15 protein-coding genes are annotated in these 21998 nt (G+C 67.0%); 4 read left to right on the top strand and 11 right to left on the bottom strand.

The features are described from left to right. The 4 genes from QM019_RS03230 to manA all read right to left on the bottom strand — a co-directional run. Positions 1-373: hypothetical protein (locus tag QM019_RS03230; protein WP_282851842.1), on the bottom strand; the 373-nt coding region annotated here is incomplete at its 3' end. Then, the gene (locus tag QM019_RS03225) at positions 366-3359 is read right to left on the bottom strand and encodes a glycosyltransferase family 2 protein (protein ID WP_282851841.1); all 2994 of its coding nucleotides are present in this window, start codon (positions 3357-3359) and stop codon (positions 366-368) included. The genes QM019_RS03230 and QM019_RS03225, both read right to left, overlap by 8 nt. Before the next feature lie 138 nt (positions 3360-3497). Beyond that, positions 3498-3809, bottom strand: coding sequence for a WhiB family transcriptional regulator (locus QM019_RS03220; protein WP_282825206.1), 312 nt, complete (start codon positions 3807-3809; stop codon positions 3498-3500). A 199-nt stretch (positions 3810-4008) separates the two neighbouring features. Further along, positions 4009-5286 carry a mannose-6-phosphate isomerase, class I gene (gene manA, locus QM019_RS03215; protein ID WP_282851840.1) on the bottom strand — a complete coding sequence of 426 codons (1278 nt, stop codon included), beginning with the start codon at positions 5284-5286 and terminating at the stop codon, positions 4009-4011. A 68-nt stretch (positions 5287-5354) separates the two neighbouring features. Between manA and QM019_RS03210 the strand changes: the two genes are divergently transcribed. Then, positions 5355-6842 (top strand): O-antigen ligase family protein, encoded by a 1488-nt coding sequence (locus QM019_RS03210; protein WP_282851839.1) that lies wholly within the window; start codon positions 5355-5357, stop codon positions 6840-6842. 86 nt (positions 6843-6928) lie between these two features. Here QM019_RS03210 and QM019_RS03205 read toward each other — a convergent pair whose 3' ends face one another. From QM019_RS03205 to QM019_RS03190, 4 genes are all read right to left on the bottom strand, one after another. Further along, a complete protein-coding gene (locus QM019_RS03205) occupies positions 6929-9613 on the bottom strand; it encodes a hypothetical protein (RefSeq protein ID WP_282851838.1) in 2685 nt (894 codons plus the stop codon). Further along, positions 9613-10038 (bottom strand): hypothetical protein, encoded by a 426-nt coding sequence (locus tag QM019_RS03200; RefSeq protein ID WP_282851837.1) that lies wholly within the window; start codon positions 10036-10038, stop codon positions 9613-9615. The genes QM019_RS03205 and QM019_RS03200 overlap by 1 nt, the downstream gene beginning before the upstream one ends. 322 nt (positions 10039-10360) lie before the next feature. Continuing rightward, on the bottom strand, positions 10361-12160 hold the full coding sequence (locus QM019_RS03195) for a rhamnan synthesis F family protein (protein ID WP_282825216.1): 1800 nt from the start codon (positions 12158-12160) through the stop codon (positions 10361-10363). Between the two features lies 1 nt (position 12161). Next, positions 12162-13865: a rhamnan synthesis F family protein gene (locus tag QM019_RS03190; RefSeq protein WP_282851836.1), complete on the bottom strand. Its 1704-nt coding sequence runs from the start codon at positions 13863-13865 to the stop codon at positions 12162-12164. 190 nt (positions 13866-14055) lie between these two features. Here QM019_RS03190 and QM019_RS03185 point away from each other — a divergent pair, with 190 nt between their 5' ends. From QM019_RS03185 to QM019_RS03175, 3 genes are read left to right on the top strand one after another with little or no spacing between them, the layout of a single operon-like run. Then, positions 14056-14991, top strand: a complete 936-nt coding sequence (locus tag QM019_RS03185; RefSeq protein WP_125106926.1) for an ABC transporter permease — start codon at positions 14056-14058, stop codon at positions 14989-14991. A gap of 3 nt (positions 14992-14994) precedes the next feature. Continuing rightward, on the top strand, positions 14995-16251 hold the full coding sequence (locus QM019_RS03180; protein WP_282851835.1) for an ABC transporter ATP-binding protein: 1257 nt from the start codon (positions 14995-14997) through the stop codon (positions 16249-16251). Further along, positions 16244-17548 carry a glycosyltransferase family 2 protein gene (locus tag QM019_RS03175; RefSeq protein ID WP_282851834.1) on the top strand — a complete coding sequence of 435 codons (1305 nt, stop codon included), beginning with the start codon at positions 16244-16246 and terminating at the stop codon, positions 17546-17548. The genes QM019_RS03180 and QM019_RS03175 overlap by 8 nt, the downstream gene beginning before the upstream one ends. Before the next feature lie 59 nt (positions 17549-17607). Here QM019_RS03175 and rfbA read toward each other — a convergent pair whose 3' ends face one another. The 3 genes from rfbA to QM019_RS03160 are packed head-to-tail and all read right to left on the bottom strand — an operon-like array spanning position 17608 to position 21953. Next, the gene (gene rfbA / locus QM019_RS03170; RefSeq protein ID WP_282851833.1) at positions 17608-18483 is read right to left on the bottom strand and encodes a glucose-1-phosphate thymidylyltransferase RfbA; all 876 of its coding nucleotides are present in this window, start codon (positions 18481-18483) and stop codon (positions 17608-17610) included. Beyond that, positions 18483-19103, bottom strand: a complete 621-nt coding sequence (locus QM019_RS03165; protein ID WP_282851832.1) for a dTDP-4-dehydrorhamnose 3,5-epimerase family protein — start codon at positions 19101-19103, stop codon at positions 18483-18485. Before QM019_RS03165 ends, rfbA begins: the two co-directional genes overlap by 1 nt. Positions 19104-19130: 27 nt before the next feature. Next, complete coding sequence (locus tag QM019_RS03160) at positions 19131-21953, bottom strand: YfhO family protein (RefSeq protein ID WP_282851831.1); 2823 nt, start codon at positions 21951-21953, stop codon at positions 19131-19133. Between the last annotated feature and the right edge of the window lie 45 nt (positions 21954-21998).

The raw sequence follows: 21998 nt of genomic DNA, 5'->3' as shown, positions 1-21998 counted from the left end.
CGGCGGTCGAGGCGGCGCCGCGCCGACGGCGTTCCTGGGCGCGCGAGCGGCCGGATGCGCGCTTGCGGCCGCGGCGCGGGCGCGGCTTGGGTGCGGCGACTTGAGGTTCGCTCGCGTCTGGCTCCGGCTCTGGCTCCGGCTCTGGCTCTGGCTCTGGCTCTGGCTCTGGCTCTGGCTCATCAAGCACCGCAACGTCGCTGCCGGGCGTGCACTCAGGCTCGGGCACATTCTCACCCAAATACGCGGGCACGCCCGTGAGCTCATCCAGGCGCAGGGGCTCGTCCTCATCGGGCAGTGCCGGGGCCGCGACGAGCTCCGGGTCGATGCCGAAGTCGCGGTACGAGTCGACAGGGCGGGGCGAGAGGTCAGGCACGGGTGTCTCCCTCGGTGTCGATGTGGTCGCCGGTGGGCTGGTCGGCATAGACGTGCACCGTCTCTTGCGACACCGCACCGAACTCGGTGAAGGTCTCGCGGCCTCGATCGAGGTCTTCCCAGCGGCGGCGGCCCAGGGCTCGGCTCGCCCGCACTCGCGACTCGAGGCCGCCGGTGGGCAGTGCGAGCAGGATCACGAATAGCAGCACCGCGAGCTGCACGATGAGCATGGTGCGACCGAGCTGGTGCTGCCAGTTCGTCGTCTCGAGCGCGCCAGCGAGGTCGGGGTCGGTCGGCGTCTCGGCCGCGTTGACGACCTGGAAGAGCGTGCCATACTCGGCGGTCTGCCCGGCCGACGAGAGCGCCTCGTTCGTCGACATCGCGGTGACGAGGCGCTGTTCGATGGCGCCGCCGCCCGAGGGCGCGTTCTCGACGAGCACGAAGCCGATGCCGAGCTCGTGCAGTTGGGCGGTGGGGTTGGATGCGCCAGCAGAGAGGAACCCAACGGCGATGTTCGCGAGCTGCTCGTCGGCCGGCGTTGGAATCAGGTTCGTCGTCTCGAGCGTCGAGAACTGGTTGAGCTTCTGCCCGGAGCCACGAATGAGCTCGACGCGCAGCGTGTCGGAGCTCGTCGGGGTGATCACGAGCGTGCCGAGCTGCTCGGCGGCGCGGCCCTGCGCGTCCACGAGCGCGGGCAGCGTGCGGCCGTCGGAGGCCGCGACCGGCGACGTGCCGGTGAGCTGGCTCGGCGCGACTGGCACGATGAGCGCGACGACCGCGAGCAGGGCGACCGCAGTGACGGGCACCCGGAAGCCGCGAATCGCGACGGCGCCCGCGCTGGCCGCGACGAGCAGGCCGAGGAAGCCGAACGACTGCGCGGGGCCGACCCACAGCGGCACCGCGACGCCGCCGGTGGTGGCGAATGCGAAGCCGCCCGCGACGCCGGCCGTGACGTAGCCGAGGGCAGCGGTGCCGAGGCCCACGAGCGCGACTCGCCAGCTGCGGGTGAAGACGCCGATGAGCGCGAGAAGCGCGAGCGGCACCTGCAGCAGGGCGAGCACAATCCAGGGGTCCCAGGTGATACCGAGCGACTGGAGCAGCTGCGCCCAGCCGTGCGCCGACTGCTCGGCGAACAGGGTCGCGGCGTGCCAACCGCGCGCGGGCTCCGCGACAACGGGCATGCCGGGGTCGGCAAACATCGAGAACGGCCGGCCGCGGTTGAGCTGCGTGATCAACAGCGGGAGGAACATGACGACCGTCGGCACCGGCGTGAGCGCGAGCCGCATCCAGCCGCGGCCCGCGATGAACACCGAGAGCAGCCAGGTGACGGTGAGTGCCGGAATCAAGCTGGGCGAGCTCGCAGCGACGACGAGCGCGAGCAGCGAGCACACCGCGGCGGCCGCCCACGACCGTGCCCCGGCGATGCAGGTGAAGAACAGCCAGGGCAGCGCGAGGTGCACGAGCACACCCGTGACGCGACCCTCGGCGAGCGCGACGTGCAGCGGTGGCGCGGCCATCCAGACCAGGCCGAAGAACGCACGAATCCAGGGGCTGCGCGTGAACCGGGCGGCGAGGAACCAGCCGCCGACCGCCGCGACGGGCAGCGCGAGCAGCCAGAGCAGCACGATGATGAAGCTCGGGTTCCAGAACGTCAGCGAGCCGAACACCGCGAGCACAAGGTTGAAGGGGTCGGCCACGCCGATGCCGCCGCCCGTGTCACGCAGGCCGTAGCCGGTCGTGCCCCAGAGCTCGCCGATGCTGCCCGACAGTGGCAACAGCGCGCCGCCCGCCAGCGAGCCCGCTCCGATGAGCGGGAAGAACAACGCGACGGCAGCGATGAGCGCGATGATGAGCACCCAGCCACCGCCGCCGGTGATGAAGTTGAAGCGATCGCGGCCATGTTGCGAGGCCGCGAGGTACTCGTCGCGCCGGTTCGCGCGCATCTTGCGCCACTCGGTGGGCGAGATGAGCAGCCGATCGACCGTGTTGAACGGCTGCTGCGTGGTGCGGTGGAACTGCCGCCGCGATGAGGGCACACCGGTCTGTAGGAAGAACACGGTGAGCGCGGCGCGCAGGTCGGGCAGGATGCGCCCGGGATTCTTGCGCAGCAGGTGCAGCAGGGTGCGCACGAGCGCCGCGGGCAGCAGCATCAGCCAGTTGAAGAAGAACTCGACGCGGCCGGCCCACACGAGCTGACGGTGCAGCTGCGCGGTGCGGCGGATGCGGTACCGCTGCAAGCCGCGGGTGCGCTGGCCGTAGCGGGCCGTGCCCGAGGCATCCTCGGCAAGCGATTCGACGCGGGCGCGCGGGCTCAGCAGCACGCGTCCGCCCGAGAGCCAGGTGCGAACCGAGAAGTCGAGGCCGTCGTCGACCGCGTCGAGGCCGCGGTCGAAGCCGTCGAGGCGGTCCCAGGTGTTGCGGCGCACGAGCATGCCGCCGGCGCCAACGCCGAGCACGTCGCTGAGGTGTTCGAACTGCCCCTGGTCGAGGGAGTCCTGGTGCAGGCGTACCGAGACGCCGGTGTGCGTCACAGACTCGCCGTACTCGACGATGACGGCGGGGTCGTCGGTGCGCACAACCTTCGGACCGGTCACCTCGAGCGAGGGGTTGCGTTCGGTTGTATCGAGGAGTTCCTCGAGCGCATCCGGGTCGGGTGCGTTGTCGGCCGATAGCAACCAAATCCAGTCGTTCGGCGTCTCGCCCTCGGTGCCAAACTCTTCGATGCGGGCGGCGTCGCCCTCGTCGATCTCGGCAAGCTGCGCGACCGCGGCGCGCACGGCCTCACCGAAGGAGGTGCGCTCGGGCAGGGTGACAAGGACGTCGGGCGACGCTGCCCGCAGGACTTCCTCGGTGGCATCTCGCGACTCAAGGCTGACGAAGATACGTCGCTCGGGCGCTCGCGTCTGTTCCTCGAGCGCGGGCAGGGTTCGAGCGAGCGCCTCGGCGGCGTTTTGCGCCACGACGATGGCCGTTACTCTTGGTCGCATTTGTCGAATGCTAGGTCGCAGGGCCCCGGCCGCGGGGATTCATCTCGGCAAGCCAAAATTTTGCTCCCCCCTCCCGGCCGGCGTGACGGAAGCATCCGGCCGGGCGTGGGTGGTGCCGGACTGCTTCCGCGGGCCTTGCTAGGCCTGCTTGCGCAGCTTCCGGCGTTCGCGCTCCGAGAGCCCACCCCAGATGCCGAAGCGCTCGTCGCGCTCGAGGGCGTACTCGAGGCACAGTGCGCGCACTTCGCAGGACTGGCAGATCATCTTCGCGTCGCGAGTCGAGCCACCCTTCTCGGGGAAGAACGCCTCCGGGTCGGTCTGCGCACACAGCGCGTCCGCCTGCCAGGCAAGCGGATTGTCGTCGCCGATCTGGTTGCTGGTGCCGGGTACTCCCAGCTCCAGCGGATCGACGTACCAGTTCTCAGGAACTGGACGGATCATCTTTGCCATATCACGTCTCCCACGCTTTTCCTCGAGCGACTTGCCCGAGCCACCGACCTAATTACATCGTTGTCATTCGGTGCTCGTCAAGTGCGAGAGCCGGAAACCCTAATGCACCACTTGAGACATTGGCGCAACTGCAGCAACGGCGTGTCGCCCGCCCTCACAACGATCTCCCGGCATTTGCCCGGCGAAGATCAATACCTGATCAGGCGAGCATCTCCTGAGAATCCCCCGCATGCGGGTTCATCGTGGCGAGCAGCAGGTTGCCACGGCCGCGCACGTGCACGGTTCGCTCGTCCGGCGTGATGAACACCGCGTCGCCCCGGCCGAGGGTCTTGGCGGTGCCCGAGGCGCCGCCCTCGAGCTGCACCGCGCCGGCGACGCACACAGCGATGCCGGGCCCGGCGCAGTCGAGGTGATCGTCGAGGTGCTCGGCGGCCGCGCGCTGCAGCATGAAGTCGGGCTCCTGCGGCACGAAAGCTGCCACGTTGCCATGCACGACGGGCGCGAGCAGCGGCGCGTCCTCGGGCACAACCGTGAGGATGCGCATGAGCTCGTCGACGTCGATGTGCTTGACGGTGAGCCCGCCGCGCAGCACGTTGTCGCTCGACGCCATGACCTCGATGCCGAGGCCCTCGAGGTAGGCGTGGAGCACGCCAGCGCGCACGTAGAGCGCCTCACCGCGGTGCAGCACGACATGGTTCATGAGCAGCGCGATGAGCGCGCTCGCGTCACCGGGGAAGGCTTTGCGGATGCGGCGGAGGTTGTGCCGCTCGACTGGGAATGCGTCGCCGTCGGCCGCGATCCACGCGTCGAGCGCCACCGCGGCCGGCGCTGCCGCCGAGTCGGTGAGGACCCAGGTGAGTAGCCCGCGCATCGCGGCTTCGTCGTCGGCCGCGCCGACGAGCTCCACGAACGGCGCGAAGTCGGCCGCAACCTGGGTGCCCGTCACCGCCTCGGCGACGTCGGCGACGAGCTCGCGCACCGAGTCGACGGCACGGAAGCCCGCGAGCGCCGACATCGTCTCGCTGAGCGCAACGAGCAGCTCGGGCTTGTGCAGCCGGTCGCGATAGTTGCGCTCGGGCGCGTCGACCGCGACCCCGGCGGCTTCCTCTGCTTCATAGCCTGCGCGCGCCTCGGCCAACGTCGGGTGCACCTGCAGCGAGAGCGGCTGTGCCGCCGCGAGCACCTTGAGCAGGAAGGGCAGCTGCGGCTCCCCCGGATGCACCTGCGCGGCCCGCCAGCCGAGCACCGCGTCGGGTGCGGTGACGATCCAGTCACGCAGCGTGGCCGCGCCACTGGCTAGCTCGGGGTCGGCAATCCTCGACGGCGATGCGGGATGCGCGCCAAACCACAGCTCCGCCTGGAGCGGCGAGCCGAGCTCGGGTTCGTCGAGGACACCCCCCGTTCCGAGCAGGTCACTGATCGCCCCCCGGGAGCCCCAGGCATAGCGCATTGGCGTGTTTTTCAGCGGCACAAACATCACCTGTGAGGGTAGCCCTTCCCCATGAGCAACGACCCGCTCGGAGCCTGCGTGCGAGAATTGGGCGCATGACTGCGTCCCCGAACTCTGCCGGCGCTCCCGGTACGGGGGCGAAACTGCTTGACCGGCTGCGGTTGCCCGACGGCCAGCCATACTCGAAGGCGATGCTGCTCACGTTCGCGGCGCTCGTCGTCGCGTTCAGCGGCGACACCTTTCGCTACACGATCGGCTGGACCGGCTACGGCGCTTTGGTCGGCCTGCTCGTCGCGCTGGCAATCGTGCTGCTCGTGCGCCGGCGACCCCAACTGCGGCTGCGGCACCTGCCGCTCATGCTCCTTTTATTTACGGCGTGGTGCCTCCTCTCGGTGATCTGGTCGGGCTACCGCATCGAGACACTCGCCGGCTCGGCGGTGCAGCTCGCGACGGCGTTTGTCGCGCTCGCCACCGCCGTTTCACTCACGCGCATGCAGTTCCTGCGCACCCTCGGCACCGCGATGCGCTGGCTTGTGTTCGGTTCGCTCGCCTTCGAGCTCTTCGCCGCGATCGCGATGCCCGCGGGTGTGCTGCCGCCGACCTACCTCCGCCCAGGCGTGCTCCAGTCACTGCTCGGCACCGACCGCATCCCCGACCCGCTGCCGGGTGGGTTTTACTGGACCCACTCCGAACTCTTCGACGGCGGCCCGCTGCAGGGCCTCATGGGCAATCGCAATCTGCTCGCGATCATCGCCCTCATCGCCCTCATCGTCACCATCGTCGAGTTGCTCGACCGCATGGTGTCGCGCTGGTACGCGCTCGTCGCGAGCGCCGCATCCGTCGCCGCCATCTTGCTCACCGACTCGGCCACGGCCTACGTCGCCGGCGCGTTCGTGCTGCTCGGCGCAGCGCTCGTGCTCATCAGCCGGCGCATCCATCGTCAGTTGCGCTGGGTGCTCTACAGCGTCGTCGGCGCCTGCCTCGTCGCGGGCGGCATCCTCGTCGTCGTGTTCAATAACGAGGTCTTCGCGCTCATGAACCGCAGCTCTGACATGTCGGGGCGCGGTTCAATCTGGCGGGCCGTACTCGCGCTCGGCAGCGAGTCGCCGGTGCTCGGCCACGGCTGGATCAGCTACTGGGCCCCCTGGTTGCCCGAGTTCCACAGCCTCGCGATCGTCGAAGGCATGCCGTATCACCAGGCGCACAATGCGTTCCTCGATGTGTGGATGCAGGTCGGCGTCATCGGCCTGCTGCTATTCATCGGCCTCGTGTTCAGCACGCTGATTCGCACATGGTGGATCTCGATCGACGTGCCCGATGCCCCGCGCATCCCGCCGTACCGCCCGGGCGGCCGCCCGCACATCTCGGCGGCAACCGCCGCGCCGTTCTTCATCATGGTCGCGCTCGTCGTGCAGGCGATGACCGAGTCGCGCCTCCTCGTCGAAGGCGCCTGGCTGCTGCTGTGTTACTTTGCGATCTACGCGAAGCTGCGCATCCAGGATCCGGCGATGTTGCCACGCCGCACCGTGAACACGAAGACGGGCCCCGTGCGAGTCGTGCTCGACACCCAGCTCAACGGTTAGGCAATCGCCCAAACGTTCATAGCTCGGCATACAAACGACGAGTGGCTCGGTACCGAAGTACCGAGCCACTCGTCGTTTGCCGCGGGTTACGCGTCCATGCGGTCGCGTCGGGCAACGATCAACAGACCCAGGCCGGCGGTCACGCCGAGGGCGACGATCGCGATGATCGGCGTCATGTTGGCGGGGCCGGTAACGGCGAGCCCGCCGGTGTCGGCCTGCGGTACCGAGTTTCCGCCGTTTGCGGGCGGGATCACCGAGAGCGGAGCCGCGGTCGACCCTTGCTCAGCGCTGACCTCGTCGCCCGCTTCGGTTTCGCTCGAGGCGGATGCGCTCGGGCTCGGCGTCGCGACGGGGTCGTCAGCCGCGGCCGCCGCCTCGGTCGTGCCAGTCTCGCTCGCAGGCTCGGATGCGGCGTCTGGCTCGGGTTCGTCCGCGGCGGCGGCAACCGTCACGTCCTGCCAGCCGAGGATTTCGCCCTCGTCGTCGTAGATGGCGAGGCGGTGGTCACCCTCCGGGAAGTCCGCCGGCACCTCGAGCGCGACCGTGCTGTCCTCGGTGATCGTGAGATCGCCGAGTTCCTGCGGCTCTGAGAACGCCACCGCGGTGACGGTGCTGCCGATCTTCGCCTCGGGCACGCTGACGATGATCGTGTCACCGGGCGCAACCGTGCCCGGAGCCTCGATGCCGCCCTCCGCATCCACCGTCAGGTCCTTGACGCTCGGTGCGAAGCCCGAAGGGATCACGGTGAGCGGGCGCTTGACCGAGTTCGTCGGCGTGCGCGTCGACGTCGGTTTCGGCGTGGCCGTGGCCGTTGGCTTCGCCGTGGCGGACTTCGTCGGCTTCGGCGTCGCCGTCGGCGTTGCAGTCGGCTTGGTGGTGGCCGCGGGGGCCTTCACCGTCACCGTTTGCGATGCAATCACGGTGTTCGAGCCGCTACCGACATTGATCGCGTACATCGTGATCTTGTGCTCGCCCGCCGCGAGCGCGCCCGTCGTGTAGTTGAAGCCGACGTTGTCGGTCTTCAGCACTTCGTACGCCTTATTCACGTCAGAGCGCTTCGCGTCAGCCGCAATCGACTTGTAGCCCTTGCCATCGATATAGATGTGCACCCGAATCGAGCTGGTCGGGGTGTCAGCATCGAACGCCCAGCCGCGCAGCGACACGGTCTGGTTCGCGTTGACCTTGACTGAGTCGAGCGTCGCCTTCGGCTTGTTCACCACGGGCTTCGGCGTCTCGGTCGGCGTCGTCACCGTCACGGTCTTCGTGGCGATCACCGTGTTCGAGCCACTGCCAACATTGATGGCGTAGAGCTTGATCGCGTGGTCACCCGCCGACAGGGCATTCGTCGTGTAGTTGAAGCCGACGTCGTCGGTGTTCAGCACCGAGTACGCCTTGTTCACGTCGGCCCGCGCCTGATCGGCCGCGATCGACTTGTACGGCTTGCCATCGACGTAGACGTGCACGCGAATCGAGTCGTTCGGGGTGTCAGCGTCGAACGCCCAGCCGCGCAGCGACACCGTCTGGTCGGAGTTGACCTTGACCGAGTCGAGCGTCGCGTTCGGCTTGTTCACCACGGGCTTCGGCGTCGAGGTCGGCGCCTTCACCGTCACGGTCTTCGTGGCGATCACCGTGTTCGAGCCGCTGCCGACGTTAATGGCGTAGAGCTTGATCGTGTGCTCGCCCGCCGATAGGGCGTTTGTCGTGTAGTTGAAGCCGACGTTGTCGGTCTTCAACACCGAGTAGGCCTTGTTCACGTCGGCCCGAGCCTGGTCGGCCGCGATCGACTTGTAGGGCTTGCCATCGACGTAGACGTGCACGCGAATCGAGTCGTTCGGGGTGTCAGCGTCGAACGCCCAGCCGCGCAGCGACACCGTCTGGTCGGAGTTGACCTTGACCGAGTCGAGGGTGGCCTGCGGCTTGTTCGCCGCGGGAGTGGGGCTCGGCGCAACGACCGGCTCGTCGTCGGTGATCGGCGCGGTCGGCGAACCGAACCAGTCGGTCCACAGGCGCCAGAAGTTGCGGTTACCGTACGCCGAGCAGCTGTCACCCGTGCCGTAGAGGTTGTTCAGCGCCGCCTTGTTCGGCTGGTACGGCGTGTAGATGTACAGCGCCGCGGTCGCCTGGTTCTGGATGTACACGGGGCCCGAACCGCAGGATGCGCTCGGGTTGTAGAGGATGTTGTTGGTGCGGCCAGCGACGTAGTTCCACGAGTTCGGCGACTGGGCGTAGCGCTGGTACTGCGCCGCCGAGTTATAGACCTGGTTGAAGAACCCGCCGTATTGGGGGGCGCACCAGCCGGGTCGTGCCGGATCGTCCGGGCAGTAATAGCCCATGGCGCGGTCGTAGCGCCAGTTCGCCGGGTAGTCGATCGTGACGAGCGAGGTCTCCTTTTCGAGGAGCACGAGCAGGGTCTTCTGCGAGATGTTGCACGCCTTGGCGACGTTGTAGATGATCTCGGCAGCGCTCTGGTTCGTCTTACCCTGGTACGCGTCACAACGCGACGTGGCGGCCATCGACTGGGTCGTGACCTTGTAATCCTTGAGGCAGTTGTTCGTGCAGTTGCCACCCTTTTGGGTCAGGAACGTCTGCACCTGCGCCGCGGTCATCGCGTTGTCGTTGTAGAACTGCGCGTCCGACACGATGTAGCCGGGGTTAAAGTTCGCGGCGTTGGCCGCGTCGGCCTGCTGGGCGCTACCGACACCGAGCACCAGGCCCGTCACCGCGAGCGCGGCCGCGGCCACTCCCGAAAGAATCTTGACGAGGTTCTTCATCAGCCAGCCTCCGCGGGCAGCGGCTCAGACTCGCCCCACACCCCGTCACCCTCGAACGCGAGCGTGACCTGCCAGTCGCCAGCGGATGCGCCCGTGATGGTGATCGGCGCGCAGATCGTGCTCTGCGCATCCGGCGTCGCCGCCGCCTCAGCCGTGAGCTCGGTGCCGTCGGCGTTCATCGCGGTAACGGTGCACGTGCCATCGCCGATGAAGCCGGTCACGGTGCCGCGCACCTCGATGGTGCCGGCCGCGGAGTCGAGGAAGGCGCTGTTGATCATGACCGGAAGCTCGGTGCCCTCGGGAGTCGCCTCCGGGGTCTCGGTCGCGTCCGGGGCCTCGGCCTGCGTCGGCTCGACGGTCTCAGCCGGCTCAGTCGCGATCGCGGTCTCGGTGGCATCGGTCGGCGTTGGCGACTCGGCGGCCACATTTCCCGCCGTGGTCCCGGTCGAGCATCCCGCCAGCAACAGCCCCGCGGCGACCACCGCTACGGAACTGGCAACAAACGGAGCACTGCGGCGGGGGTGAAGATTCCCGTTCAACATTTTCTCCTCCTCGGCGTGTCGTCACACGAGTTAACGACTTTCACAGTATTCACACCGGTCACGATTGTCACGTGAAACTGGGACTTTACGCAAAGAATTCACGCAATCATCGGCGTGTCACCCGGGGATACGTCGATTCGGGAGTACAAGCAGACGGGGCCGGGAAGCGCAACTTCGCTCCCCGGCCCCGTCATAGCTTTGCCTGCTAGCGGCGCAATTTGCTTCGCAGCGAACGCAGGCCGCCGAACACGCGGCTCATGAATCGGCCGGCGCCGGGCAGCTTCGTTTCGGCGCGAACCCAGAGCACGCGGCGAATCATGTAGAGGATCGGCCAGGTCTGCCCTCGACCGCGCAGCGTCTGCACCTGTTCAAAGCCGTAGGCGGGCAGGTACTCGCTCAGCGACGCGAGTTTGTACTCGAGCTGCGGCTCGCTCACCGACGCGATACGCGGGCTCGTCACGGTCTTCGCGTAGTAGCCCTTGCTGAACACGACGTAACTCAGCAACCGCTCGAGCACGTGCGCGAGCGAGCCGTCGCGGTACTCGTGCGCGTCGGGGAACTCGTTGATGCTGAAGTTCGCCTCGAGCAGCGGCTCGAGCGCGTCCCGGCGCGCGATGAACATCGAGCCGTACGGCGAGAGCGGCGTGTTCGCGTCAAACGGCGTCGTCAGCCCGAGCCGGGGCGCGAGCGCTTCCGCCGGCCCCCGGTTGAGCGACCAGGCGTGCCCCAGCGTCGGCAGGCCCATGTGGATGGTCGGGGCGAACACCATGCCGAGTTGCGGCTCCTTGGCGAACAGCTCGTAGACGTTACGCACGTACTGCTCGCTCGCGAAGAGACTCTCGAAGAGATGGCGACGGAACCAGCCACTCACGGACGGCGGGTCCTGCACCGAGCGCTTCGAGTGCAGCTTCACCACGAGATCGATCTCGGGGTCGCGCAGCACGTCCTCGCAGTCGACGAGGAACGCGGTGATGTCGCGGCCGAGATTGCTCGTGACCGCGCGCACCTCGACCGACTCGAAGCGGGGGTCGTCACCGATCTGCGCCTCAAGCTCGGCGCGACGAGGCTCATCCGCCGCCGTCGCGATGAGGCGCACCCTGCCGGGGATGCGGGCCGCGAGCTCGAGCAGCTCCTCGGCCATGTCGACGTAGTAGATGTGCGCGATCACCGCAGTCGTCAGCGACACGGGCGTCTCGGGCGCCACGTTCGTCGGCAGCACCTCAGCCATGGCGAGGTTCGTGTACCAGGTGCGCGGCGGCACGGCGGTGAGCAGCTTCGCCCAGAGCAGCTCGGTCGGGTAGCCGCGCTCGGCGATGAGGTCGTAGCTCTCGCGCGGCACGATGCCCCAGCGGTCATTGAGCATCGGGTCGATCGTGAACGTTCGCCACGGAATGAACTCGAGCCCCTCCCCCAGCAGCCGAATGATCGAGTCGCGCAGGAAGTAGTGCTCGTTCTCGGCGACGCGCGGATGGATTGCGCTGAGTTCGAAGCCCGCCTCGCGCAGCCCCGCGGTGAAGCGCGCGAAGTCGCCGCCGATCTCGTCGACGGCGGCCCAGAACCGCCCGTCGCCGAACACGCTGCCGCGCAGGGCGAGGTAGGGCAGGTCAGTGGCCTCGAGGCCATCACCCCGCTCGGGTTCGACGAGGGTCGAGCCATCCTGGTCGTCGCCCCGGATGCGCGGGAACGTCGCGTCGGCGCCGATCGGGCCGAGCAGCGTGTCGTCGAGCACGAGCACCTCGTCGAACTCCTGCAGCGCTGCCTTGCCAAGGCGCTGGCGGAGCACCTGGTAGGTCGTGCCAAACGAGTCGATTCGTCCCACTGGCCAGACCGAGTCGGCGATCTCACCGATGGCTTGCCATTGGGGTGCAGGCGGACGCTTACCGCCGCCGTAGACGACGACGAGCTGCTCCGCCGAGTCGCGCGCGGCGCGCACCAGTCGCAGCGTGGCTTCGCTCGGACGCTTGTCGGGCTCGCGCAGCGCGACGGCGATGAGGCGACGCGTCACGCTAGCGCCCCTTCTTCACGATGCGCGTAATCGCACGCTTAGCTGCGCCAGCTTGCTTGCGCGCCGACTCCTCGCCCTTGAGCACGACCTTGGCGGTCGACGGGGCCTTCGTGCGCAGCCAGTCGCCGACGAACGGCCGAATGAATGAGTTCGGGTGCGTCAGCGGGCCCATGAAGGGGGCCCGCTGCTCGGGCCCGAAGCGCGCGCTCGTGTCGGCAAACTTGTACTGCAGCAGCTGCGACGAGCGCACGAAGTCGCTGCGGCGCGCGGCCTCCGAGGCGACGTATCCGTTCGTCTTCGCGACGTCGGCGGCAAGCAAATCGAAGATGAGCTCGAGCTCGTCTTCACCAACGTCTGCGAGGTCAACGAGCGAGGCCCAGCCGCCGGCCGACTCGACGCGCTCGACGAGACCAGCGAGCGCATCCGCCCGATAGGCGGCAACGCCGACGAACGGCGCCATCGGTGCGTGGCGTTCGAGCGGGCCGATTAGGCGGAGGGCCTCAGCGACGCGATTCGCCGCGGTGCGCAGGCCACGCCAGCCGTAGCCGAGGCGGGTCGAGGCGCGGTGCTCGGCGAGCGGGACGAGCACGCCGAGGCGCGCATCCGCGTCGAAGGCGCCGAGCGTGTCGGCGGGGCGATCGACGATGCCGCCGCGAGCGCGCAGCAGTTGCGCCTCGTCGAGGTTCGCGTTCGTGTATTCGGCCGCGGGTCCGTCAGCGAGCTCGTCATCGCTAATGCCGTCAACGACGAGCACCTCCGCACCGTCGAACGGGTCGATACCGTCGCGCAACCAGCTGCGCCACACGCGGCCGGTGCGGCGCGCGAGGCGGGCATCCGGTTCGGTGGGCGCTGCAACGTCGTCAACGAGGTGGAGCAGGCCGAGCCCGGTCGCGAGTGCGCGGGCCGGGGTGCGACGAATCACGCCGTCGATGAGCACATCGCGGGGAAAGCCGAGTTCGAGGGCGCGCGCCGTGACCTCGCTCGCCGCGACGTCGCGCGTGTCGAGGTCAACGACGTCGTGGAAGTAGAGGCGACGCTTGAACATGGGGCAGCCGTCGTCGAGGAGGCGCAGCGGCTGCTCCATCGAGGCGTTGTTCACCGAGTAGTCGTCAGCCGGGTAGGCGCTCTCCCACGCGTAGCCGAGGTCGCCGAAATGGCGGGTGAGCGCGGTCTCAAACACCGTAATGACGTCGTGGTACGACATGCCGTTCGGCAGCGACGCCCAGTATTCGCGAAAGTCGGCGCTCGCGACGAGGCTCTTGCGGAACGCGATCCAGTACGACTGCAGGTGCTCGGGCATGACGCCCTTGCCGAGCATGGGGTGCGGTGAAACGGCGACGTGGTCGGTTATGCCCCAGAAGTCGATGGGCTTCGGGTCCATGCGCGCGAAGAGCTCGTCAAACGACGTGATCGGCCCGAAGAAGGTGTAGTTGATGAGCAGCACTTCGTCGTAGTCAGCGAGCTTCGAGTAGCCCACGCGGCCGATCGCGCTGCGGTAGGCGCCAGAGTCGAAGCCGACGTTCTCGCGCTCGAAGACCTCGTCGGCCACCGCATCCAGCCGCTTGCGCGACTCGGCCTGGAGGAAGCCGTTCGAGACGACCATGATGTGCTCGACGTGGGGGCGCAGGCCGTTCAGGGTGTGCAGCACCGCGCTGTCGACGTACCCGTCGGGGTCGTAGAGCAGAAAAAACACAAAACGTCGCACGCACATCTCCTTGATTGACTGCAGCTAAGACTAGCGAGGCGGGCCCGAGCGAGCGCTAAGGTGGCGCCGCCGTGGGTGAAATCGCCGCCGTATCAGGCGACCAACATTAGACTTTCACCAGCGTGACCTGCGATCCCCTGGGAACTCCGTCTTTTTTGCCCGCAACCCCGCAGGGTCACCCAACACTTCTATGACGTACTTCAATGAAATGCAGCAGGTTTCAGACGAGCGCATGCGCCGCCTGGCCTCACTTGAGCTCGAAACTCGCAAGCAACCCCGCAACCCGATTGCGGGGTTTGTCACCGCGATCCGCGAGCTGCGCGAGCACCGCAACCTGCTCGGCCTGCTCGTGCGCCGCGAGGTCGTCGGCAGGTACAAGGACTCGGTGCTCGGGTTCGCCTGGAGCCTGATTCGCCCGCTGACGCAGCTGCTTATCTACTACCTCGTGATGGGGCAGTTCCTCGGTGCCGCGCGCTCGATCGAAAACTTCGCGGTCTATATCTTCACCGGCCTGACGCTCTACAGCCTCTTCTCGGAGACGCTCACGGCGATGACCGGGTCAATCATCGCGAACGCCGGCCTCGTGAAGAAGGTGTACCTGCCGCGCGAAATCTTCCCGCTCGCGACGCTCGGCTCGTCGCTGTTCAACTTCATCCTGCAGATGGTGATTCTCGTCGCCGCGGCGCTGCTCACGGGCTCGCTGACGTTCGGCTGGCACCTCATGTACGGCCTCGTGTCGGTCGTCATCATTTTGCTCTACAGCACCGGCCTCGGGCTCATCCTCGCGTCGACGAACGTCTACTTCCGCGACGTGCAGTACCTCGTTGAGGTGCTCATGATGCTGCTCATGTGGTTCAGCCCGATCGTCTACTCGTGGACGTTCGTGCACGACGCCTTCGTGAACTTCGGTGTGCCGTGGCTCACCGAGATCTACATTGACAACCCCCTCACGCTCGCGGTGCTTGGGTTCCAGGTCGCCTTCTGGCAGCCGAGCTCCCCCACCGCCACGTTCCCGCCCGAGCTGATGTCACGCATGGGCATCGCGATCGTCTTCGGGCTGATTCTCGTGTGGGTCGGCCAGCGCATCTTCGCGCGGCTGCAGGGCAACTTTGCGCAGGAGCTGTAACGAATGACGAGTAAATCTACTGCGGTTGAAACGGTCCGCCCGAACGTCGTCGAGGTGCGCGACGTCTCGAAGCGCTTCGTGCTGCACAAGGACAAGTCGCTCAAGGAGCGCGTGCTGCACCCCCGCCGCTCGCACGAACACCGTGACGACTTCTGGGCGCTCAAGGGCGTCAGCCTCGACATCGAGGCCGGCAGCACGATCGGCCTCATCGGCCCGAACGGCTCGGGCAAGTCGACGCTGCTGAAGACCATCGGCGGCATCATCGAGCCGACCTCGGGCGCCGTCTACTCGCGCGGCCGCCTCGCGGCGCTGCTCGAGCTTGGCGCTGGCTTCCACCCCGACCTCACGGGTCGCGAGAACGTGTTTCTCAACGCCGCGATCCTCGGCATGGACAAGGAGGAGACGGCGTCGCGTTTCGAAGAGATCGTCGACTTCTCGGGCATCCGCCCCTTCATCGACACGCAGGTGAAGTTCTACTCCTCGGGCATGTACGTGCGCCTCGCCTTCGCGGTGGCGATTAACGTCAACCCCGACGTGCTGCTCGTCGACGAGGTGCTCGCGGTCGGTGACGAGGCATTCCAGAAGAAGTGCCTCGACAAGATCAAGCAGTTCCAGGAGGAGGGCCGCACGATCGTGATCGTGTCGCACTCGCTCGAGCAGATCATGGAGCTCTGCACCCGCGCGGTCGTCATGGGCCACGGCCAGGTCGTCTTTGACGGCCTGCCGGCGGACGCGGTGAGCATCCTCCGTGCCGGCTTCGACTCGGCCGACCAGGCCGAGTCCGAGCGGGCCCGCCTCGAGCGCGACCGCGCTCGCGAGGCCGAGATCGACCGTCGCCGCCAGCAGTTGCAGATCACGAACGTCACGTCGACGCCGAGTGAGGGCGAGGCCCTGCGTCCGGGCGCGACGCTCGACGTCGCGGTGACCTTCGAGACCCAGCTCGAGCTGAGTTCGTGGGACCTCACCGTCGCGCTCGTGAATCAGCTCGGCACGACCGTGCTCGTCACCTCGACGCACGCCTCGGGGCTGAAGAACGCGCCCCTCACCGTGGGTGAGCACACGATTCGCTTCACGCTGCCGAACCTGTCGATCGGCGCGGGCGACTACCTCGTCACGACGACGTTCCAGGATGACCAGCGGCACGAGCTCGCCCGTCGCGACGACCTCGGCGAGTTCCGGGCCGAGGCCGGGCCCGAGAGCATCGGCCCGGTGTACGCGGCCGCCGCATCGACGTTTACCAGTGGAGGAAGCCGTGCCTAGCTCACCCGAACCCGTTGTCGTCATGACCCTGATGGTGCGCGACGAGATCGATCTCATCCGCACCTGGCTCGATTACCACCTCTCCCAGGGGTTCACTCAGATCATCGTCACCGACAACGGGTCGGTCGACGGCACGCGCGAGGTGCTCGGCGAGTACGCCGACGCGGGCCGCATCGAGTTGCACGACCACCTGCAGCAGGACAAGCGGCAGTTCGAGGTCGTCACAGGCATGGCCCGCCGCGCCTCGAGCGAGTACGGCGCCGATTGGGTACTGAACTCCGATGCCGACGAGTTCTGGGTGACCGAGAACGGCGAGCCGGTGGCGGATGCGCTGGCTCGCCTCCCGGAGGCCAAGGTCTCCTACCCCGTCCAGGTCGTGAACATGTTCGGACCCGTGCTCGAGAGCGGCTTCGACATCACCGCCGCCGTCTGGCGTGACGAGCGCTCGCCCGAGGCACTGCACCGCGTTGGCCTGCACGCGCATCCGACCCAGAACCTCATCCACCCCGGCTCCGACACCGTTGAGGTCGCCCAGGGCAACCACTTCTCATCGTTCGAGCAGGCCGAGGCCCTGCCAGCCGACGTCGGCATCGAGGTGCTGCACTTCCCCATGCGCTCGTGGCAGCAGTACCGCGGCCGCGTGCGCGTCGGCGGCGAGATCTATGCCTCGAGCCCCGACCTGCACCCGAGCCCGCGCCACCACCTCATGCGTGACTACCGTTGGGACGCCGCCGGGGTGTTGAAAATGTTCTACGCCGCGCGCCACCCGCAGGGGCGCCGCGCCGAGGGATTCCGGCAGGACACTCGCCTGGCGAAGCGCCTGACCGACGCCGGGCTCAGACCCGGCGAGGCCGTCGCCCTCGGCCCGACCGAGGCGGCGGAGCTCGACGAGCGGTTCGCGCAGCTCGACGCCGTCATCGTGGCGCTTGAGGACGAGCGAACCGCCGCGCTCGCCGAAGCCGACGCACGGATTCTTGAGGCGGCCCGCCAGAACGAGTCGCAGCACGAGGCCGCTGACGGCCTCCAGGCACGCATTGACGAGCTCACGGCCGAAGTTGCCGAGCTGCAGCGGCACAACGCCCTGCAGCACGAACGCATCGAGCAGCTGGATGACTGGGCCGACGAGCGCGAACTGTTCCTCAGCCGACACGAGCAGATGAAGGAGCGCATCCGCCAGCTCGATCAGGACCTCACGCGCGCCGAGGGCGAGCTCGAAGATTTCCGCAACCGCACGATCGTGCGCATCGCCGAGGCCGCGAAGTCACCCGTCGACCGCATCAAAGGCTTCCTGCGCTAGGCACCGCCACAGAACAGCGGGCGAACCGATTGGTTCGCCCGCTGTTGTTGTTGCGCTTGCTAGGCCTTCCTACCGACCTTGAGCAGGCGCTTCAGGTACTTGCCATAGCCCGACTTCTCGAGCGGCGCGGCGAGCTCCCCGAGCTGCGCGTCGTCGATCCAGCCGGCGCGCCAGGCGATCTCCTCGATGCAGCCGAGTTTGAGGCCCTGGCGGTCTTCGATGACCTTGACGTACTCCGACGCCTGCATCATCGATTCGAACGTGCCTGTGTCGAGCCAGGCCGTGCCGCGGTCGAGCACGTGTACCTGCAGCTTGCCGCGCTTGAGGTACTCGGCGTTGATCGACGAGATCTCGAGCTCGCCACGGTCGGACGGTTCGACGCTCTTCGCGATCTCGACCACGTCGTTGTCGTAGAAGTAAAGGCCGGGAACCGCGTAGTTCGACTTCGGCTGCTCGGGCTTCTCTTCGATCGACAGCGCCTTCATGTTCTCGTCGAACTCGACGACGCCGTAGGCCTTCGGGTTCGCGACCTGGTAGGCGAAGATGAGGCCGCCGTCGATCTCGCCGTGCGAGCGCAGCGACGAGCCGAGGCCGGTGCCGTGGAAGATGTTGTCACCGAGCACGAGCGCAACCGAGTCGTCGCCGATGAACTCCTCACCGATGATGAACGCCTGCGCGAGCCCGTCGGGCGACGGCTGCTCCGCGTACTCGATGCGGATGCCGAGGTCGGAGCCGTCGCCGAACAGCGCCCGGAACTGCGAGTTGTACTCGGGCGTCGTGATGATGAGAATCTCGTTGATGTCGGCCATCATCAGCGTCGACAGCGGGTAGTAGATCATCGGCTTGTCGTAGATCGGCATCAGCTGCTTCGAGATGCCCTTGGTGATCGGCCACAGCCGGGTGCCGGAACCGCCGGCGAGAATAATGCCCTTCACTACTTGGCCTCCTTGGCGCCTGCGTTGAGCTCGTCATAGAACTTGAGGCACGCCTCGTACTCGGGCAGCAGCCCCTGCTTCTGCGCCTCAAGGAGGCCGGGGGCCTCGGTGTCCTTCGGCGAGAGCAGCAACTCTGACTCGTCGAGCTCGAAGTCGAGGCCGACCGTCTTGCAGAGCGGGTGGATGCCGTGCTCGCGCCCGGGTGCGTACGTCGATGAGCAGAGGTAGCTCACGGTCGAGTCGTCCTCGAGCGCGACGAAGCAGTGGCCGAAGCCCTCGGGAATGTAGATAGCCCGGCGGTCGACATCGTCGAGGCGCACGCTGTCCCATTTGCCGAACGTGGGCGAGCCGACGCGAATGTCGATGACGTAGTCAACGACGGCGCCGCGGGTGCAGGTGACGTACTTCGCCTGGCTCGGCGGCACATCCGCAAAGTGAATGCCGCGCACGGTGCCGCGCTTCGAGACCGAGGTGTTCGCCTGCTTGAGGTCAAGCGGGTGGCCGACGGCCTCTTCGAGCTTGTCGAAGCGGTAGTACTCGAAGAACACACCGCGGTCGTCGGGGAACTGCTTCGGGGTGACCTCGAAGGTTCCGGGGATGCTAAGTTCGCGAATCTCCATAGCGCTCATCGTACGAGACGCCGACGTCTACTCATCCGAGTACGCGGCGCCGCGCGTCGAATCCGCGATCGGCACGCTCCGCTTCCGTCGGGCGATGAGCGCCCACACGCCAATCCCAACAAACGCGATGAGGGTAACCGAAGTGACCACGAGCCCAGGGTAGAACCCCGGGGTCACGAACTCGATCCTGAGTTCGTAGGTACCCGCGGCGGGCACGTACACGGCGGAACCCGCATGCTCAGCATCGACCAGGTCAGCGGGCTCGCCGTTCAGCGTGGCATGCCACCCATCGAGACGGGTCGATTCGGCGAACACCACCCAGCCGGGGCCATCGGTGGTCACCGACGCGGTGGTGATGTCGAGGTCGCCGGAATCGTGCATCACGACGCTGCCGCTACCGCCGCCCTGGTGCGCATCCGATTCGTGCTCAAGCAGAACCTGATCGTCGCCCGCGGCCGTGTCCAGGTACGACACCCGTTCGGCCGGATCCTCGATCACCACGGCATCACTCGCCCAGCGGACTCGATCGAGCGCGGTCTCGCGCGCCACAATCGTGACGTCCCCCGTCGCGACGACGTTGAGGCCGTCGTCCTCGGGGCGCACGATGTCGAGCGCCGCGTCGCCGTCGTCCGCCCAGAGACTTACGGTGGCGTCCGGCGTCGAGGTTGACACCTCGAGATGCCATTCCTGATCCATCGCGAACTCGTCGCCGTCGAGCGCCAAGAAGATCGAGTCGTCAATCTGTCGGAGCTCTTGCTCGTTTTCGGCCAGCACCGTGCCGTCGGGTGAAACGGCGCGAACTTCGATCTGCATGCCGTCCCACGGAATTTCCGTCACACCGGCGGCGGAAATAATTACGCCCCTCGTCGGACCAGTGACATCTGCCGTTTCGACGGCTGAGTCGTCGCTGAGCACAAGAGTCGACACGACCTGGTCGGTGACGTCCTCAACCGGGCCCGGCAACTGCGCGCTCGACGGCATCGTGGCGTAATGGACGCCGTAGCGATCGAGAATGGGGCTGGTGATGGCGTCGGGCATCCCCTCGACGGTCGGTTCCGCGAACGTCACCGTCCGTTGCGCTTCGGGATCAACCGCCGCGATCAGGTCACGCCATTCCTTGGTGGTGAACCCTCGGCCAGCGAAGTCGCGCAGCTCGTAGGCGCTCGAGACGCCAATGTAGATCGAGTTTCCGAACGAGATGTATCGCTGGTCATCGAGGTGCTCGCCAAGGTAGTCCGTCGCTTGCGTGGCCGGGTAGAAAGTCGTCTCGTCGTTGACCGTCCACCACTGGCGCGCGGTTTGCGCAGCCGGGAGGGCCACGATCGCAAAAATCGCACAGCCCGCCACGACCTTCAGCCAGGGCAACGGATACTTCGTCAGCACGACCGCAATCGCGACGAACACTGTCGCCGCGATCAGCGTGAACTGGACCCAGCGGGCGGCCACCGCCGGTGCCGGCGAATTGAGGATCGCATCAGTCGACGTCATCACCAGCGCGACAACAATCGCTACGGCACCGACGAGGCACACCACTCCCAGGACTCGGCCGCCCCACGTCGTCCCGATGGCGCGATCGCTGCGCCGCAGCAGCGCGTGCAGGCCAAAGGCGGCAAGCACGGCGAGCAGGAACCCGAGGACGCTCCGGAGTCGGCCTGAGAGGCTCGAGCTCATGGTTGGCAGCTCTTGGATGAGCGCCAGCACCGGGCCGCCCCAATAGACGGCCGTGCCGAGGACCAAGACTGCGAGCACGAAGAACCACATGATCGGGTTCGGGATGGGTACCCGACGCTGCAGCACCAACGCGAGGACGACGAGGGCGGCACCACCGATGCCGAGGTACGACATCTGCTCGACCGGATGCCCCGATCCCCAGTGGAGGGTGAAGTCCGGACGTCCCATCGAGTACGGAAAGAGCGCCGTCGAGAGCGCGACGGTTTCGATGTGCGAGCCGCGGTTTCCGCTTCGGCTCCCAAAATCGATCATCGTGGTCGACGCAAGGACGAACGGAATCAGGTGAACGGCGGCGACCAGCACGCCGCTGAGGATGCCGCCGATGTAGCGCACGGCTTGCCACACAATGTCGAGCCATCCCTGCAGGGTGTTGCCCCGCCAGAGGGTGAAGGCTCTCACGATGGCGTACGCGGTTACGAGGTAGAGGGTGTAGAAGACGACCGCGGGGAAGCCTCCGAGCCACATCGCCCCGAGCACCAGGCCCACGAGCGGAATCGACGTCCACCGACGCGTGGCGATGAGCCGCTCGACCGCCCAAAAGAGGAGGGGGATGAAGGCTGTGACGCGCGTCTGCGGCCAGTTCGTCCAGGCGAGCATGAACCCCGAAGACGCGAAGAGGAGGCTCGCGAGCGGCCACGCAGCAGGCGTGATCTTCAACCGACGAAGGAACAGCGACATGCCCAACGCGATCACGGCGATCTCAAGGATCTTCACGACGGCAGGAGCCATCGCTCCCGGGAAAATCAGATATGCCCACGACAGCGGCGAAAAATAGCCGCCATTCGGCATTCCACCGAGATCAGAGCCGCCGCTTTGGAAAGGGTTACGGAAAGCAAAATCGCCCAGGCTCAGCCGATCGCTGAATAGCAGCGTGGTGGGTAGGACGCTGTCAACGGTGTCCGAAACGAACGCGTTGCCCGACTGCGTCTGGGGGTCGGCGACACTCCAGTACATCGAGGAACGCATGAGGATGTTCGTGCTCGCGAACACGTGCCCCTCGAGGAGACCCGGCACAACCGCGACGAGGACGAAGCAGGCCAGCGCTGCCCAACCGATGGCGGCGATGATCGTTTCCGGGTGCAGCAGCCTGCGAAATCGCGAACCGTTTGGATTCGCCACGCGGTGGCTGCCCACAGGGGCGAGTTCGTCGATCCGTTTTCCCAA

This window comes from Gulosibacter sediminis, assembly GCF_030011715.1.
In the GTDB taxonomy this organism is placed as follows: Bacteria; Actinomycetota; Actinomycetes; order Actinomycetales; family Microbacteriaceae; genus Gulosibacter; species Gulosibacter sediminis.
The sequence above is the reverse complement of the archived record's forward strand: the minus strand, read 5'-3'. Positions and strand labels throughout refer to the sequence as shown.

Bases quoted from the DNA above. Each gene is read 5' to 3' on its own strand.
- QM019_RS03210 (WP_282851839.1), top strand. From the start codon at position 5,355: ATGACTGCGTCCCCGAACTCTGCCGGCGCTCCCGGTACGGGGGCGAAA.
- QM019_RS03220 (WP_282825206.1), bottom strand. From the start codon at position 3,809: ATGGCAAAGATGATCCGTCCAGTTCCTGAGAACTGGTACGTCGATCCG.
- QM019_RS03165 (WP_282851832.1), bottom strand. From the start codon at position 19,103: ATGGAGATTCGCGAACTTAGCATCCCCGGAACCTTCGAGGTCACCCCG.
- QM019_RS03180 (WP_282851835.1), top strand. From the start codon at position 14,995: ATGACGAGTAAATCTACTGCGGTTGAAACGGTCCGCCCGAACGTCGTC.
- manA (WP_282851840.1), bottom strand. From the start codon at position 5,286: ATGTTTGTGCCGCTGAAAAACACGCCAATGCGCTATGCCTGGGGCTCC.
- QM019_RS03225 (WP_282851841.1), bottom strand. From the start codon at position 3,359: ATGCGACCAAGAGTAACGGCCATCGTCGTGGCGCAAAACGCCGCCGAG.
- QM019_RS03185 (WP_125106926.1), top strand. From the start codon at position 14,056: ATGACGTACTTCAATGAAATGCAGCAGGTTTCAGACGAGCGCATGCGC.
- QM019_RS03205 (WP_282851838.1), bottom strand. From the start codon at position 9,613: ATGAAGAACCTCGTCAAGATTCTTTCGGGAGTGGCCGCGGCCGCGCTC.